13 protein-coding genes are annotated in these 16,333 nt (G+C 57.6%); 5 read left to right on the top strand and 8 right to left on the bottom strand.

All coding sequences use genetic code 11. The features are described from left to right. Positions 1-9: 9 nt before the first annotated feature. Genes ACOJB8_RS34075 through ACOJB8_RS34060 form a run of 4 tightly spaced genes read right to left on the bottom strand, consistent with a single transcriptional unit; the run spans position 10 to position 4,471 of the window. Positions 10-1,299, bottom strand: coding sequence for a glycosyltransferase family 4 protein (locus tag ACOJB8_RS34075; protein ID WP_475016538.1), 1,290 nt, complete (start codon positions 1,297-1,299; stop codon positions 10-12). Then, positions 1,296-2,333 (bottom strand): glycosyltransferase family 4 protein, encoded by a 1,038-nt coding sequence (locus tag ACOJB8_RS34070; protein ID WP_475016537.1) that lies wholly within the window; start codon positions 2,331-2,333, stop codon positions 1,296-1,298. The genes ACOJB8_RS34075 and ACOJB8_RS34070 overlap by 4 nt, the downstream gene beginning before the upstream one ends. Then, positions 2,330-3,367, bottom strand: coding sequence for a glycosyltransferase family 4 protein (locus tag ACOJB8_RS34065; RefSeq protein WP_475016535.1), 1,038 nt, complete (start codon positions 3,365-3,367; stop codon positions 2,330-2,332). The genes ACOJB8_RS34070 and ACOJB8_RS34065 overlap by 4 nt, the downstream gene beginning before the upstream one ends. After that, positions 3,368-4,471, bottom strand: a complete 1,104-nt coding sequence (locus tag ACOJB8_RS34060) for a DegT/DnrJ/EryC1/StrS family aminotransferase (protein ID WP_475016534.1) — start codon at positions 4,469-4,471, stop codon at positions 3,368-3,370. 1,090 nt (positions 4,472-5,561) lie between these two features. Between ACOJB8_RS34060 and ACOJB8_RS34055 the strand changes: the two genes are divergently transcribed. The 5 genes from ACOJB8_RS34055 to ACOJB8_RS34035 all read left to right on the top strand — a co-directional run bounded on the left by ACOJB8_RS34055 (position 5,562) and on the right by ACOJB8_RS34035 (position 11,276). Beyond that, positions 5,562-6,359: an ABC transporter permease gene (locus ACOJB8_RS34055; protein WP_475016532.1), complete on the top strand. Its 798-nt coding sequence runs from the start codon at positions 5,562-5,564 to the stop codon at positions 6,357-6,359. An 11-nt stretch (positions 6,360-6,370) separates the two neighbouring features. Next, positions 6,371-7,132, top strand: a complete 762-nt coding sequence (locus tag ACOJB8_RS34050; RefSeq protein WP_475016530.1) for an ABC transporter ATP-binding protein — start codon at positions 6,371-6,373, stop codon at positions 7,130-7,132. Further along, positions 7,125-8,399 (top strand): FkbM family methyltransferase, encoded by a 1,275-nt coding sequence (locus ACOJB8_RS34045; RefSeq protein WP_475016528.1) that lies wholly within the window; start codon positions 7,125-7,127, stop codon positions 8,397-8,399. Before ACOJB8_RS34050 ends, ACOJB8_RS34045 begins: the two co-directional genes overlap by 8 nt. Continuing rightward, on the top strand, positions 8,396-9,022 hold the full coding sequence (locus ACOJB8_RS34040) for an acetyltransferase (RefSeq protein ID WP_475016526.1): 627 nt from the start codon (positions 8,396-8,398) through the stop codon (positions 9,020-9,022). Before ACOJB8_RS34045 ends, ACOJB8_RS34040 begins: the two co-directional genes overlap by 4 nt. A 172-nt stretch (positions 9,023-9,194) precedes the next feature. Further along, entirely contained in the window at positions 9,195-11,276 is a 2,082-nt protein-coding gene (locus ACOJB8_RS34035; RefSeq protein ID WP_475016524.1) for a hypothetical protein, read from the top strand. A gap of 392 nt (positions 11,277-11,668) precedes the next feature. Here the strand turns inward: ACOJB8_RS34035 and ACOJB8_RS34030 are convergent, their stop codons facing one another. The 4 genes from ACOJB8_RS34030 to gmd all read right to left on the bottom strand — a co-directional run bounded on the left by ACOJB8_RS34030 (position 11,669) and on the right by gmd (position 16,295). Beyond that, entirely contained in the window at positions 11,669-12,859 is a 1,191-nt protein-coding gene (locus tag ACOJB8_RS34030) for a glycosyltransferase (protein ID WP_475016523.1), read from the bottom strand. Beyond that, a complete protein-coding gene (locus ACOJB8_RS34025) occupies positions 12,856-13,932 on the bottom strand; it encodes a glycosyltransferase family 4 protein (protein WP_475016521.1) in 1,077 nt (358 codons plus the stop codon). Before ACOJB8_RS34025 ends, ACOJB8_RS34030 begins: the two co-directional genes overlap by 4 nt. 25 nt (positions 13,933-13,957) lie before the next feature. Further along, on the bottom strand, positions 13,958-15,112 hold the full coding sequence (locus ACOJB8_RS34020; RefSeq protein WP_475016519.1) for a glycosyltransferase family 4 protein: 1,155 nt from the start codon (positions 15,110-15,112) through the stop codon (positions 13,958-13,960). A 148-nt stretch (positions 15,113-15,260) separates the two neighbouring features. Next, complete coding sequence (gene gmd, locus ACOJB8_RS34015; protein WP_475016517.1) at positions 15,261-16,295, bottom strand: GDP-mannose 4,6-dehydratase; 1,035 nt, start codon at positions 16,293-16,295, stop codon at positions 15,261-15,263. Positions 16,296-16,333: the final 38 nt, after the last annotated feature.

Here is a 16,333-nt window from a genome sequence, read left to right as displayed (position 1 = left end):
GGGCCCCGCTCAGATCGTTTGCCCAGGCAGATCCAGTGTCTGGTCAAACCAGCGATGATCAGGACTGGCATTCCAATCCGCGAGAACCTTCGCAAAGAATGCCCTTGCAACTGCAACGGGGCGCTCCTCATGCACGGCGCCGGCCAGTTCCACCAGGCTGCGCGCGTATTTTTCTGCAGAATACGTTTCAGTGGCCCACTGCCAGGCGCGTCCGCCCATTGACGCACGTTCGGAAGGCGACTTGGCTAACCGATCAAGTGCGGCGCCGATATCCGAGACTTCGTCGGTAACAGAGACCTTTGTAACGAAAGCATCGGGAATTTCACGGTAGAAGCCCGTGTCCGTCACGATAATCGGCTTGCGCCAGAGCATGGCTTCGATGGCGGACGCGGATGCGGCTTCCAGACTAGGCCAGCGCAGACAACTAACTATGTCGGCTCGCGCAAAGGCGTGTGCGAGCGTGTCATCGTCGACGGCCCCTGAGATCAATAGCTTCACCCCGAGCGCGTTTGCCAACCCCGAAAGCTCTAAAACGGCTTTGTGACTAATGGGTCCGACCAACCGGTAAGTAATCATGCGCCGGAGCGACGGACTTCTGGCAATTGCGCGGATGACGCTTGCGACGCGCTTGTTTGCGTTGATGTGGCCGACCGTAAGCAGAGAGAGGCGATTTTCGTCTCCCTCATTGCCGGCTTCCGGCAGCTGAGTGGCTGTCTTATTATAGGGCAGAGGAACGACCCTGATGGGGCCCGCGCACGCCGATTGAACACGCGGGAGGCCCCATTTGCTGTGGGTAATTACGGCGAGTGCCTGTGATGCAACCCACTCTGTTAGGGGAGCCTCGTCGGCTGTCTGCTCAATGAAATCCGAGCATTGCGCCATCTCGAAGAAACGAGACGCAATTGATTCCCCGCACCAATGCCGTAGAACACTTCTCCCTTTATCGGGGTTCTCTGAAGCCCAGGAGTGAAAAAGATGCGCGATGTAGAAGTCATGCAGGCAGACTACACCCGGTAACTCACTTAGCCATTTGATTGCGCCACAGTGAAAGTTGTAGTTGTCTCCGATTTGGTAGACACAAAAATGAGCTTGCGACGACTCACGTACAATCCGCTCCTCGTCCGTCCAGGGTACGACTTCTGCTGCGAAGTCGCGCCGATCCCCGCGCTCAGACGGTGTCCGCTCAGTCGCGACGACAATGACATGATGCCCCTGGTCAAAGAGTTCCTGCGTAAGCAGGCACGATACGCGAGCGATAGCCGATGCCTTATTGACTGGCGTAAAAAGGAGGAAATTCATTGCAGAAGAGCCTCCACAGTAGAGGGCCAGGTAATGCCAAAGCTCGTCCAGATGTCATTCGCGCCCTCGCCGTAGCTTTGGGTCACCGACGGCTTGGCAACGATCTCGTCAATAGCGCCTGCTAATGCATCTGGCACGGGTTCCGTCACCCATCCCGATCGCCCGTCTTTCGCCAGACCAAGAATTCCACCGCTGTCAGTCGTCGTAAGCAAAGCCTTTTTTGCTGTCGCCGCTTCCATCGCGACGTAGCCGAGCGAATCTTCGTCGAATGGTAAGTATGCAACGGCCGCCGCATGATTCAGGTACTCAGCGTATGTCTCGCGCGGCAGAAAGCGAAGGTCCAGCTTGACGCGATCGCTAAGGCCGTACTCACGTACCATTCGCTCGAGCTTTTGCGCATCTGCAGGGGTATCAGGCGGACCCGCGACAACGAGCTTCGCATTTGGACTAGCGTGTCGCATCGCCTCGATCAGCAAATGCTGTCGCTTCATGCCGTTAACACGGCCGCCTGCGAAGACGTAGCCTCGGTTTTCCTTATTGGAGAACAGCTCAGGATTGTTAATCGGCGGCAACAAGACATCCGCATCAAATCCGTTATATTTACTGAGGCGCTGCCTTGTCACTTCAGAATTGGTAAAAATCCGGCGACTCTCCGCGAAGGCCTGATTGTCCGCGTTCGTAATGAGCGCTTTCAATTCCTCACCGGCGGAACCGGGTGGAAGGTTTGTCTGACCGGCATCGAAAAGATCATAGGCTTGCCTGTATTGATGCAGGAGCCAAAGTGTCTTCTTCGGGTGCCTGATGTAGAAGGCTGGAAATTTAAGCGCAATAACGTGGTCGACATTCCACAACTCAAAAGCTCTGACCATCAGCATTTGAGAAGGGATGCGTGTCGCAGGCTCCCATTGAAACGGAATCCGCATGACCTCCGCATCATGTCCATTGATGATCAGATTGCGCTGCAAATTGGCCGCAAGCTCTTCGGCACCACCCCATACGAACGGCGCCATGTTGTTGACGATCAACACCTTCATGCGAGAAGTCTCTCTATAACGTGAGACCACGAGATTTTCACTTCTTCAAGTCTATTCTGTGCGTTTTGTCCCATCGTTCTTGCGAGTTGCCGATCAATGAACAGCCGGTCCATCACGTTGGCCAGTGCTTGCGGCTCCGGCTCGCACACGAATCCATTCAAGCCGTCGGTAACGAGTTCGACAACGCCCCCTGAATCTGTCGTGGTGATGATGGCCTTCGACGCGTGGCTCGCTTCAACACTTGGATAGCCATATGAGTCCTCGTCTTCCGGCAAGTAAGCTGCTGCCAGGCAATCGGCGAGAATCTCCGCCTTTTCGTCTTCCGTGATCCATCGATCTTCGAACGAGACCTTATTCTCGACTTGCAGCGACGCAATTTGCCGGCGGAGTTCATCTGGATAGCCGGGGCCCGCACTGGAGCCGCAAATTCGCAACCGTACGGGCGTCATCGTTTGCGCTATTGCGCTGATGAGCAAATGTTGACGCTTGTGGTGCTCCACCCGACAGACATAGACGATCTCGTCGTTGTAGTCCCGACAGAAGAAGCGCTCAGGTTTGAATACAGGAGGGTACAAAACCTCGCTGCTCACGTTGTTGTAGCGTTTTAGTCTTTCGGAAACGACCCTAGAGTTCGTGAAAACGTGCTTAGCCTCCAGAATGGCTGCCGTGTCGGCTTCGTGAAGCGCCTTCCTGAACCCTCTATGCTTCTCGTCATCCGGACAACCTCTGTACAAATCGTTATCCCACAGATCGTAGAACGCACGGATGTGATGGATAAACCACAGGATCTTATGGTGATGCCTGATCAGATGCGCCTGAGGCCTGAAGCAGATGACACGATCAGCCGAAGACAGGTCGACCCATCGAAACGCTGCCATTTGCTGGTACAGCGTGTCGGGCGAGTCGACCTCCGGCAGATAGACGATTTCCACGTGATGCCCTTTCTCGCGAAGGGCATGTTCGAGCCATTCGACGATATTTCTCGCGCCGCCCCGAATAAACGGAACGAAGGTGGATACCAAGGCGACCTTCATTTATTTGCCAAGTGCGTTGCGTAGTGCGCTAGCTATCCGGGCGACGTCGCTGCGGCTAAGGCCCTGATGCGTCGGCAGATTGATACCGCGCTGCGACCAAGTGTCGGCAACGGGGTAATGCGTCGATTCCAGGTACGGGGGGAGCACATGCATCGGATAGAAGACTGGCCGCGTTTCGATGCCTTCTTCGTCCATGATTTTCATCACGGAGTCCCGGCGCTGGGCGTCACCCGCCTTGAGCGATACTGTGTACATCCAGTAAACGTGCCTCGTGTCCGGGTCCTGCTTCGGCAGCACCAGGTCGTTTGCAAGGTCGGTGAGCTCCTCGTTATACCAGCCGGCAAGCTTGCGACGAAATGCGAGCGCCGGTTCGATGTTCTCCAACTGAGCCAGGCCGAGCGCCGCCTCGATATTTGTCATGCGGTAGTTATAGCCGACGACGGGGAACCAGTAGCGACGCTTGAGATCCATACCCTGGCCGCGGAAGAGTCGCAGGCGTTCAGCGAGCTCGTCGTCATCCGTCGTGACCATGCCGCCTTCGCCTGTCGTGATGATCTTGTTCCCGAAGAAACTGAAGGTCGCACAAGTGCCCAATGAACCGACCTTACGCCCGTGCACCTCCGCGCCGTGCGCTTCAGCAGCGTCTTCGACAACCCACAACTTGTGCTTGCGAGCGATCACGCTGATTGCGTCCATGGCGGCCGGGTGGCCGTACAGGTGAACCGGGATGATGCCCTTCGTACGCGGCGTGATCTTCTTTTCGATCTCCGCCGGGTCGATGTTCATGGTTTCCGCCTGCACATCGACGAGCACCGGCGTCGCGCCACAATAGCGAACGGCATTTGCTGTTGCGATGTAAGTTACGGTAGGAATAATCACCTCGTCACCCGATTGCAACCCGAGCGCCACTAAGGCAAGATGTAGCGCAGTCGTACCGTTGTTAGTCGCAATCGCATGCTTGACGCCACAGAACTCTGCGAAAGCCCGTTCGAAGGCGCCGATGTACTTTCCAGCGGAGGAGATCCAGGTGCTGTCAATGCAATCGAGAACATACTTGCGCTCATTGCCGTTGAGAGTAGGTTGAGCTACCGAAATTCTGTTCATTGCGTAATGTTTACTTGGAATTGTGGCGCAGTGCCAACGCACGGTGAGTTTCAGCCGGCTTTCGTGTGCTTGCGAGGCTAGTCGCTACACTGCCGGACCTTGTATAACATCGGAATTTCTGTTGAATCGGTCCTGCTCCTTCCTTTGTACCTGACTTCCCGGGTTTCGACCATCAAACCCGTCGTTGCCACACGGGCTTCCGAACAAAGCCCACGACAGTCGCATAAAGCGATTAGTTGTCGGCTCAATGGGTTATTCGCGCCATGACTGGCATTCAGCCCCAGCGGGTGAGCGCGATAGCTATCGTTGACGGCGCCCTTCCAGCGACCGGTCATGGGATATCCGTACCGCATGCACGCCTGGATCCTTCAGGAAGGCGGCGATTCGGAGCGTGCCCGCACTTCGTGGCCAGTATAATGTATAGATAGTCACAATATTGTGGCGTGTAGTGTGTGCCACGCCCGCCTGCGCTTGCGGCCCGTGCCCCCGCCCCCTTACGCTGCGATCATTAGACCCGCCGCCTTACACGGCCTTGCGGACGAAGCCGTGTGGCAGATGTGTGTGCGTCAACTAGACAGTCGCGCTGCATCAGCCACACTCGCTTCCGAACAGCGTCCCGCGAATCACTCTTGACTTCGTCGCAATCGAGGTAATCGCAGGCGACGTGAACGGTACGCAACGCGCGACGTGGATTTTCGATCTGCGTAGGCGCACGCAAAGTGCTCTGCGATCATCCCGCAAGAAGCCGTCGTCAGCGTTTCGACTAAAATCCTGTACACGATTTCGTAAGCAATGCCTCCTGCATAAGCTGGTAACAGACTTGGCAGGCAGTGCGACGATATAAACCGCCAAAGTATGCCTCGACGCACTTCGGTAATATTTACTTGCGCACCGTTGGTACCGACCTCACTAGCCAGCTTTTCCTCTCGCTTCAGGACACTCAGGTGGTCACGACTGCAGCTAAAATCCAGTCTCGAAAGTTGCGGCCGGCTGCGCAACCGTGCCGCCGGCGCACATCGGCGTATTACACTCCCCGGACGTTGATGACTGAGCATTCGCAACCTATTGACATTAATTTCGGATAGTTATAGTGAAACACTCGTCCTCAGTCGCACTCAGCGACATCACCGCTGCCATACGCCGATTCCCGCTCGTCGGGATGCTCGGCTGGCAGGATGTTCGGCAGCGTTATCGACGCTCCGCGTTGGGACCACTCTGGCTGACCATCAGCATGGGCGTGCTGATCGGTACCATTGGCGTTGTCTTCGGTTCGATCTTCAAGACACCGCTTAAACAGTTCTTACCGTTCCTTTCGATAGGCATTATTCTCTGGGGCTTTATCTCGACGGTCATCACCGAAAGCTGCTCCGGCTTCATTGCGGCCGAAGGCATCATCAAGCAGCTGCCGATACCACTCTTCGTGCATATTTTGCGGATGATGTGGCGCAACATCCTGATCCTTGGCCATAACCTGGTGATCTTCCCGCTCGTTTTGCTCGCCGTGGCGACGCCACCGCAACTGAGCATCTTCGTGGCGATCCCCGGCTTTCTGCTCCTGCTTCTGAACCTTGCATGGCTCGGCTTGATGCTTGCGCTGGTCTGCACGCGCTTTCGCGACCTTGCGCAGATCGTCAGCAGTGCGCTGCAAGTGGTGTTCTATCTCACGCCCATCGTCTGGGCACCCAAGACCCTCGCCTCGCCTTACGCTGCCTACTTGCTGAATCTCAATCCCATCTATCACCTGATCGAAATCGTGCGCGCGCCGTTGCTGGGCGGTCTACCAACAGCACTAAACTGGGCATGCGCGGGCTCCATGGCAATCATCGGATGGGCTATCACCCTCCTCGTCTACGGTCGCTACAAGCGACGCATCGCGTACTGGCTATAACGGCAGGCATCATGGCATCAATAGAATTCGAAAACGTAAACGTCGATTTCGCGATTTACAATGCAACTGGCAGATCGCTTAAGAAACGGCTCATGCAAGTGGCGACGGGCGGCCAGATTGGAGCGGATGGAGATGGGCGAGTCATCGTTCGCGCTCTTCAGAACCTCACATTTCGCCTTTCGGATGGCGATCGAGTTGGCTTGCTCGGACACAATGGCGCGGGCAAGAGCACTCTGTTGCGACTGCTTGGTGGCATATACGAACCCTCTTCCGGATCCGCACGGATCAACGGCGAGATCGCTTCTTTGATCGACATCTCGCTGGGTATCGATCCCGAAGCCAGCGGCAGAGAAAACATCTACATTCGGGGCGCGCTGCTTGGCGTACCCCGGGCGGAGATGAACAAGCAGATTGAGGAAATCATCTTGTTCTCGGAGCTCGGCGATTTCATCGACATGCCGCTGCGAACCTACTCGACCGGTATGCACCTACGCCTAGCGTTCTCAGTTGCAACGATCGTGCGCCCTGAGATCCTGTTGATGGACGAATGGCTGGCTGTCGGCGACGAAGGATTCAAACACCGAGCTGAAGAGCGAATGAATGAAATGGTAAGAGCCACTAACATTCTCGTGCTGGCCTCACACTCTCGTGAACTCATTCTCCATACATGTAACCGGGTACTCTGGCTGGAACACGGGACGATCAAGATGGACGGTGACCCCGGCACCGTCACCGACGCTTATTTCGGGCGGGAGACGGCCGCCCATGGTTGAACGTAACCGATTGACTCCGTCGCTCAAAGTACTGCTGAAGAACGTCTTGCGCCCCTTTGCGAAAGTGATCTACCGCTGCGTGCGACCGTTTGTACGCCCTGTCGCGCATCGAACCAGGACGTTTCTCACCGCTGGCCTGAGAGAAGATCTGAACCGCATTCAAAACCAATTGGTGCAATTCCGGCAAACCGATCTCGACGAAGACCGGGCGCATGCTGCGGGGTTGCATCACGCCATTCAGACATGCAAGGAAATCATCCTGCATGCCCAACACGCGCATCTCGACGAAACTCGGGCGTTTGCTGCGGGGTTGCATCAGGCCATTCAGGCAAGCCGCGAGACCATCCTCGAAGAGTCCTCATCGGCACGCACGGAGTCGAAAAAGCAGCTGTTCCGGGAGTTGTCCGAGGTGATTTCGCGGTTGGATCGCATCGAACAGTACTCTTACGCGTCAGCAAGGCGTGTGGCCGTGCATAGCGAGTCGGGGACCGTCCTTCTAAAGTCGCAAGTCGGCTATGTGCTTTGCTCGGATTCAGACCATGCCGTATTAGCAGGGTTACTCGATTCCGGAGATCTGGAACGAGGCACGCGCCTGCTCATCGAAAGGTTTTTGGCTCCCGGAGACGTATTCGTCGATGTGGGCGCGCACCTCGGGCTACTTTCGCTCGCCGCAGCGCGCGCAATGCATGGCCAAGGGAAAATCATCGCGTTCGAACCTTTTCCCGAAACCCGCAAACTCATGGAGCGTTCGTTCTGGATCAATGGACTTAGCCGGATGCTCGAGCTTCACGAGGTTGCGGTGTCCGATCATGACGGCACATCCGCGCTCTTTTTGGGAGAGGTAAGTGGACATCATTCGATCTTTGCCCTGCATGAAGCCGGACCAGAAGCATCCCCCAAGATTGAGGTCGATTTGGTCACGCTTGACTCAGCCGTGCCCTCCGACCTAACCGTCACGCTGATCAAGATCGACGTGGAAGGCGCTGAACTCGACGTCATCAGAGGCGCGAGCGCGACCCTGCAGCGCAATCCGGATGCCGCGCTGATTGCGGAGTTCGGTCCTTCTCACTTGCGACGAACCAGCCATACCATCGATGAATGGCTTGCCGCGTTTGAAAGTCTCGGCTACCAGTTTCGCCGAATTAATATAGAGACAGGCGAACTCGAAGCCGTCACGCGGGGTGAACTGGTCGCAGCGGATAGCACCAATCTGTTTTTCGCACGTCCCTCGGCAACCGCATGGGCAAGGCTAGGGGTCGACCGTTGAAAGATAAAATCGTCGTAGTCGGTGCGGGCGGTCACGCAAAGGTCTGCATTGAAATACTCAGGGAAATGGGTGAAACCGTCGCCTATTGCGTAGGCGACTCTGACGCCCTTGATCACTGTGTCGGTGTACCGGTCCTGAGAGGGGATGAAAATCTCAGGGATCTTCATGCGGCGGGCTACCGCCGGGTATTCGTGGCAATTGGCTCCAATCATTTGCGCAACCGCCTTGCGACCTTTGCCATCGATATCGGCTACAAGTTGACGAATGCAATTCATCCGAAGGCCATCCTCTCGCCTAGTGTGCGTTGGGGCGAGGGCGTCGCTGTCATGGCCGGTGTGGTGATCAATGCGGAGTCCACTATCGATTCGCTGGCAATCATCAATACGGGTGCAACGATCGACCACGACTGTAACATTGGTAAAGCTGTGCATATCGCTCCGCAATGCGCCCTTGCTGGCAATGTCAAAGTCGGCGCGTTCTCGTTCCTTGGAATTGGCAGCAAGGTCATTCCCGAGCGAACTATTGCCGAGAATATCAATCTCGGTGCAGGAAGTGTCGTAATCACCGATCTCCGTGAAAGCGGAACGTTTGTCGGCGTGCCCGCACGACGACTAAAAAAATGAGCGAAGGGGACGGACTTATGACGAACAAATTTTCTGTCCCGTCTACATTGTTCGTGAGCGCGAAACGCCGAAACCCGCGCGGGCGGGGATCACGCGCCAGGGACAGCAACGAACGAGACTGTTGCCGTAAAGACAATTGACAAGGCCTACTTCCACGCAAATAAAAACAACAATGCGTGCGTGGCGCTCGAAACGCGCAGCTACATTTGTCATTTCCAGCGTCAGTGCCGCGCTGTTTGCGGTGGTGGCATTGTGGTATCCGTTCGGGTTCGCCATGGGAGCCATGCTCGAAGAATGGGGCTCCTTTGACCTCTTCAATCGGTTGCCGGACTACTGGGCGTCATTCCCCGGCCAGCCCTTGGCCAACCTCTGGTTAGTGCGGCCGCTCCAACTCACGCCGTTCGTCGTGGCCAAAGCGCTCGCGCCGCATTCGTTCGCGGGCATGCACCTGCTGTTGATGCTGGGCTGCTCGCTCAAGGTCGTGACGTCGGCCTGGATCGGCTACTTTGTTTTCCGCTGCCGCATGCTGGCGATCGCCTTTGGACTGCTAGTGCTCGTCTTTCCGGCGGACACTCAGCAGATGAGTTTGCGCACCATGCACATCTCACTGGCCGGAGGGCTCATGCTGGCTGGCATCGCGACCTGCGTTTACGGCCTAATGGCCCACAACGTACGCCAACGGATGCGACTGATCGCGTTTTCGATGGTGCTTTGCGCAACCGGGGGCCTCATCTATGAGGCGTACCTGCCGTTCTATGTGTTTCCGGCGTGTCTGATCTGGGCGCGATACGGCACACGGCGGACATGGTTATTGCTACGCAGGCGATGGGGATTGGTCACGCTTTGGCTCGTCGCACCGGTGGCCAACGCGGCGTACCTCTTCTATGCGCTCTACTTATTCAAAGCGGGATACCAGACTGACCTAGCCGAGGGAGGTATCCTGCATTCGCTGGTGCGCAACGCAAAATATCTGTGGGAGTCGGCCGGCTACCGCCTGTTCTCCGAGTCCTGGTCTTCGACCGTGCGAATTCTGCTCACGGAGACTGTGCGATATGCCTACATCGGAGGAATATTCGCCGTCGCGCTTTGCATACTCGCGCTGAGTGGCGCCCGTACGCCGATCACGGTAGATCGCACGCGAAGCGTCCGCACGCTCCTTATCGGCATCGTCGCCGCGATACTGGGATATCTGCCATTTGAGCCAGCCGTCTCGCATGTCCTCATCACACAACGCACTTTCATGGGCGCCACACCCGGCGCGGCGCTAGCCGTCATCGCCATGTTTTGGCTGCTGTTCGGCAACCGCACGATCATCACTGCAATTGTCGCGGCGCTCGCGATCTCACTTGGGTTCGTCCAGCAATTGTATGCATTTGACAAGTACACGCGCGCCTACGTCAACACTATCCGGCCATACACATCCTACGTTGCGGATCATGCAGATCCGAGTCGTCGCATCCACCTAGTGTTCGACACCTCAGGGCTGACTGGCTGGCTTGGAGGGGTGTTTTTTTCAACAGTCAAGGATGGCGCAAACGTGAGACGGGAGCGCACCGACGACCAATTCTTCCTTTGCAAGGATCTCCCGCCCAACGATTCCATACCGTTCTGGCAGTGCAGTAATCAGGACGGTTTCTGGAAGTTGAAGCTGAACGATGGTCCCAATGAATCGCTGAAAGTCTATGCCAAAGACGTGGATGTGATTAGGATCGACAGTACATTCGACACAGGTTATCGTTCGCGCAAAAAGACCTGGATTGACTTCAGCATGCCATCGGCAAGCTGGCCTCTATTCCGCCAGCCCGACGCAGCTGAGTACGTCTGCCACGCCGATTCGATGTGGGGATACTCGCAGTTCTGTCGTGGCAATGGTTGGTCCGATGGATTGCGGATCAACCATCAGAACTCGTTTGGATCGATCGCGCCCGAGGCGTCGTTGATCTTTCCGCTGGCGCCCCTGCACTACGACTACACCCTAACCGTCAGAACATTGGATGTCGACAGCCCTGTCGCACGTACGATGCATGCGAGCGTAAACGGACATGCTGTTGCACTGGAGCAGGTCGGCCCTTATATCTGGCGGGGCAGCGTCAGTACTTCATCGCTCGTAGCGGGTATGAACACGATTGTCTTCGCCGACGTGCTTCCAGTGGATCAGAAGATTGGTCTGATGGTGACGGAAGTGACGATGGGCCCACAACGCAATACTCCTCACACCGTGCCGCAGCCGGCTCAACCCGTAGACCATCAGTAACCGTTCAGCTTGCCGCCTGACAGCTCCACATGGCCAGTGCTTCAAATCCGATTGGAGTTCCTGGTACAGCTTGTCTACGATCCAAGCAATCGCTTCGAATGTCCACACCTGACCGAGATGGAATGGACAACCTTCACGCCGCGGAAGCCGGGTCCTGCCGGGTAGGCCGCTGATGAGGTCTCCAGAGCCGATCGGCATCAATGTTGTCCGCGCTCTTATAAATTGATAAGGCCCGAGCCTTGTCACCTCACTCGTTACAACCGCGAATCTGCGCAGTTCGAAGTCTCATCTGCGCTGGAACTGCAGCAACCATTCTGTCCACCGAACTGACGAAATCTGCTGCAAACGGGACCAGTCGAATTTCAAGGAGTCAACCACCTGCCGTGGGGCCCTCATGCAAGGAGGCCACCGAGCCGTTCAAGCAGCGGAGTAGTCATGCTTGCCCAGCCGTGCTCCTTCTCGACGAACCTTCTCGCGCGAGCTGCCATTTCAACCGCTCCCGCCTCGTTGCCCATGAGCGACTCAATCTGATCAACAAATTCCTGCGGTGTGTTCGCTATCACCAAATCCCGACCGGCCTCGGCATGCAGTCCCTCATGTCCAGACGACGTCGCCACGACAGGCAACCCCAGCGCCATATACTCAAGAATCTTGTTCTGCACGCCTGCCCCGATACGCATCGGGCACACACCGATTGCACCGTCTCTGGCGGCGTCCGCCACTGATGCAACACGCCCTGTCACCTCGACTCCGTCATAGGCCCGGAACCGCTCGGCAAGCGCGGGGGAAATCGAACCCACAATCCTGAACCGGTAGTCCGCACGCTTGCGCAGCAAGGGCAACACCTCCTGCGCAAAGAAGTGGCACATGTCCTCGTTCTGGACCGTCCGCATGTCGCCGATGAAGATCAGCACTCGGCTTGCCGTACTTCGCACCGAATACGGCAACCCGGACAGGTCGACTCCGTTCGAACACACCATCACGTTCTCGGCGTTCGAACCGGGAAAGAGGTAATCCTTATCAGTCTGCGAGACCAGCACGGACAAATCGAAGTCATTGACGATTGTTCGCTCGTACTCACCCAGGCGCTGCGCTTCGAGACTGAGCACGCGCGACTTGAGCCCCCGTGCGTTCTTGAGCTGCTTGACCCGGCTGTAGTTCAGCGAGATCGCATCGGTCATTTCGAGTATGCGCGGCTTGTCCGACTTGCGCACGTACTCGGCACAGCGCACCAGATGGACGAGTACGCCGTCATGCGAGGGCAACAACCGTTCGACTGCCGCGGCAAATGCCCGACTCCGGTAGTAGGCGACCTGCAACGGCGTCCGCGTGGGCAGCGCAAGCAGCGTATTCATGTACGAACGCGCCTTCGACAGAAAGACTCGTTCGACCCGGTCGAATACGCCGTCGTCAGGCAACTCGCAGTCCACCTCTTCGCGTGTCTCGCACAGGCTCAGCAGCGTCAGCGAGTACTGGCGCGACAACGCCTTACACAGATGATAGATCCTCAGCTTGTCTCCGCCGATCACCGGATAAGGAAGCCTGGGTGTCAGCACCAGCAGTTTTTTCTTGTCTGTGGTCACAACAAATGTCCCCAGAATTGCTGAATCAACGGAGCGACGCTCGTCTCCGAAAACAGACGCGCGCGCTCGACACCGTCGCGGACTCTCGCTTCGAACGTTTCGCCGCCGGTCCATATCCCCCGGATCTGTCCGGCGATATCGTCAACCGACCAGGGGTCGAAACTCAGGCCGCAGCCGCCGACGATCTCAGGCATGGACGTCGTGTTGCTGCACGCGACTGGCGTACCCGAAGCCATCGCCTCCAGCACCGGAATGCCAAATCCTTCGGACAACGAAGCGAAGATGAATGCGCGTGCCTGCCGGTAGTGCTGCTTCAGCTCCCTCTCGGAAACATACCCGAGCAACTCGACATGGCCCGCAAGTCCCAGAGCAGCTGCGCGTTGCAAATAATGTTCGTGATGCGCGGATTTGATCCCGGCGATGCGCAACCTGACGTCCTCGTCGAGCTTCGGCCTCGCCAATGCGAAGGCCTGCAGGAGACGATCGACGTTCTTGCTGGGCACCTCGCCCGCCACGGTGAACAGGTACGGCTGGCGATCCGCCTGACTCAGCGGGCGAACGAACCAGTCGTCCGAAATCGAGTTCGGAATCACGTGTACGTCCAGCTCCGACAGTCCGAACTGCTCCACCAGCTCCCGCTGAGTGAATCGGGATACGGTCAGCACGACGTCGGCGCGGCGAGCGAGCCTCGGCACCACATGCCGCCTGTACACACGCCCAAACGTCTGATACGGGGATCTTGCCGGAGGCAGCACGCGCCAGGGCTGGAGATAAATCAGATCGTGGATGACCGAGATCAGCCGGGTCCGCCCCGTTGATCGCAATGGCCCCGTGTTGTACGGACACAGCAGGTAGTCCAGCTTCTGTGACTCGCACAGTCGCGGCAACTCGACCTGCTCCCACCACGGAAAGAAACCGCTGCCACCGCTGACACATGGCCAGTCCGTCGTGGTCACGCCGCTCGGGGCGAGACCCAGCACCGACGCACTGACCGGTTCGATCAACCGACGCGCGAATCGCCCCATGCCGCGGTAATTGCCCACCATCCAGGTGATATCGACCCCTAACTTCACGCTGCATTCTCCCGCGCGGATTGAATCAGGAGCGACATGAACCATCCAGGACAGATCGATAAACCGCAACGGTCTTCTCGGCACATGCCTGCCACGTCAGCTCGCGCGCCCTCGCCAGCCCAGCCTCGCGGAGTGCGTCGGCATCGCGTGTATGTTCGGTCACCTGGCGCATGGCATCGGCAATGTCACCTGCGTTGCTGGGATCCACCATAATGGCGGCATCTGCCGCCACTTCGGGAACGGACGTCGTATTAGACGCAATGACCAGAAGACCCGAAGCGAACGCTTCCACAACCGGTAGTCCGAATCCTTCGCACAGCGACGCAAACACCAGCGCGCTCGCCGATTGCATCAGGGCACGCACGTCGAAATCCGGCAAATACTGCAACCAGCGCGCACTGCCTTCGGTTTCACTCGCACGCAGGCGGGCGACAAGGTTTTCGCACCCCCACCCGGCGCGGCCCACGACAACCAATGGCACATCCCGACGCAACCCGGCCGGCAAACTCGCATGCGCGTCGAGGACCCGCTCGATATTCTTGCGCGGCTGCAAGGTGCCCACGCACAGGAAGAACCGCTCGGGCAAGTCCAGGCGCTTCAGCACCTCGTCACGGGCAGACTGGTCGATTTGTTCAAAAAATCGCGGGTGCACACCCAGCGGAACGACGGAAATGCGTTCTGGCGCGATGCCGAAGTGCTCCACGATCGAGCGTTTCGAATACTCGGAAATCGTGACCACATGGTCCGCCCACGCGCCCGAGCGCCGCAACAGCCAACGGCGCAGCGCGGCCAGCTTCACCGACGTCCACTCGGGATTCGACAGCGGAATGGCATCCATCAAGGTCGCGATCACAGGTATCGCAGACAGTTTTGGAATCAGGTGATCGGTTGCATGAAACACGTCCACGTCCTCTGCGACGAGGTCCTTCTCGGCGCCGCACTTCCAGGGGCTCACGGCGCCCAGTGTCGCCATGACCGCGTGGCGGCCGAGATTCACGGGCGGGCTGGCACCCGGCAACACGTCCTCGCCGACGAACGTGCGATAGCCGACGGGGACGAGATCGACCTCGCCCCCGACAAGCAGGGCGCGCCCCAGTTCCCGGGTGTACGAGCCAATGCCGTCCACCCCGCCGTGCGCAATGCTACGGGCCAATGCCGTCGTACCAAAACCAACCTTCACCCATGCCCCTTTTTGTACATCCAGCGCGGTGTGTCTTTCCGCATTATTCTTTTAAGCAACGACGACGGGGTCACCTGCTGCAGCAAACAACCGTGCAAAAACGCGGCTCATGCAGCCGACGAGCCCCGTCACCGGCGCCCGAGATGCCTCAGAACGAGAAGCCGCGCTCGTTGCGACGCAGGTCCGCTTCGACCATCATCGCGCACAGCTGCTCGAGCGTGGTCTTCGGCTCCCAGCCCAGTTGCTTCTTTGCCTTCTCCGGATTGCCGATCAGCAGATCGACTTCAGCGGGACGGTAAAACTTCGGATTGATCTTGACGAGAGTCTTGCCGGTCGCAGCATCGATCGCGGTCTCGTTCTCGTCGCGCCCCTTGAACTCGAGGTCGACGCCGGTCGCCTTGAATGCCATGCGCACGAAATCGCGTACGGTCTCCGTACGATTCGTGCCCAGCACATAGGTATCCGGTTCGTCAGCCTGCAACATGCGCCACATGCCTTCGACGTATTCCTTAGCGAAGCCCCAATCGCGCTTCGCGTCGATATTGCCCAGCTCGAGCACGTCGAGTTCGCCGAGCTTGATCTTTGCGACGGAGTCGGTGATCTTGCGCGTCACGAACTCGCGGCCACGCAGCGGCGACTCGTGATTGAACAGAATGCCGCTGCAACCGAAGATGTTGTAGCTTTCGCGATAGTTCACCGTGATCCAGTGCGCGTAGAGCTTCGCGACACCGTACGGGCTGCGCGGGTAGAACGGCGTCGACTCGATCTGCGGAATGGCCTGCACCTTGCCGAACATTTCGGACGTGCTCGCCTGGTAGAAGCGGATCTTCGGGTTGACGATACGGATCGCCTCGAGCAGATTCAGTGGGCCAATGCCGGTAATTTCCGCCGTGGTGGCCGGCTGGTCGAAGGACACGCCGACGAAACTTTGCGCGGCGAGGTTGTAGACCTCGGTCGCTTCCGTAGTTTGCAGCAAGCGAATGCTCGACGACAGATCCGTCAAGTCGTATTCGATCAGATGAAGGTTTGGATGCTTCGCGATACCCAACTCTTCGATGCGCCAGAAGTTCACCGAACTTGTACGGCGGTAGGTACCATAAACCGTATAGCCCTTTTCGAGCAGGATCTGAGCAAGGTAGGCACCGTCCTGGCCTGTGATGCCAGTAATAATAGAAGTCTTCATAATCCTCTCAAATTCGCTTCAACGTAACTCTGCAACGC

The organism is Paraburkholderia sp. BR10141, assembly GCF_056155635.1.
This window is presented reverse-complemented; position numbering and strand designations above follow the sequence as displayed.

What these genes read in the sequence shown, in the direction of transcription:
- ACOJB8_RS34075 (WP_475016538.1), bottom strand. Translation starts at nt 1,299, where the DNA reads ATGAATTTCCTCCTTTTTACGCCAGTCAATAAGGCATCGGCTATCGCT.
- ACOJB8_RS34070 (WP_475016537.1), bottom strand. Translation starts at nt 2,333, where the DNA reads ATGAAGGTGTTGATCGTCAACAACATGGCGCCGTTCGTATGGGGTGGT.
- ACOJB8_RS34065 (WP_475016535.1), bottom strand. Translation starts at nt 3,367, where the DNA reads ATGAAGGTCGCCTTGGTATCCACCTTCGTTCCGTTTATTCGGGGCGGC.
- ACOJB8_RS34060 (WP_475016534.1), bottom strand. Translation starts at nt 4,471, where the DNA reads ATGAACAGAATTTCGGTAGCTCAACCTACTCTCAACGGCAATGAGCGC.
- ACOJB8_RS34050 (WP_475016530.1), top strand. Translation starts at nt 6,371, where the DNA reads ATGGCATCAATAGAATTCGAAAACGTAAACGTCGATTTCGCGATTTAC.
- ACOJB8_RS34045 (WP_475016528.1), top strand. Translation starts at nt 7,125, where the DNA reads ATGGTTGAACGTAACCGATTGACTCCGTCGCTCAAAGTACTGCTGAAG.
- ACOJB8_RS34035 (WP_475016524.1), top strand. Translation starts at nt 9,195, where the DNA reads ATGCGTGCGTGGCGCTCGAAACGCGCAGCTACATTTGTCATTTCCAGC.
- gmd (WP_475016517.1), bottom strand. Translation starts at nt 16,295, where the DNA reads ATGAAGACTTCTATTATTACTGGCATCACAGGCCAGGACGGTGCCTAC.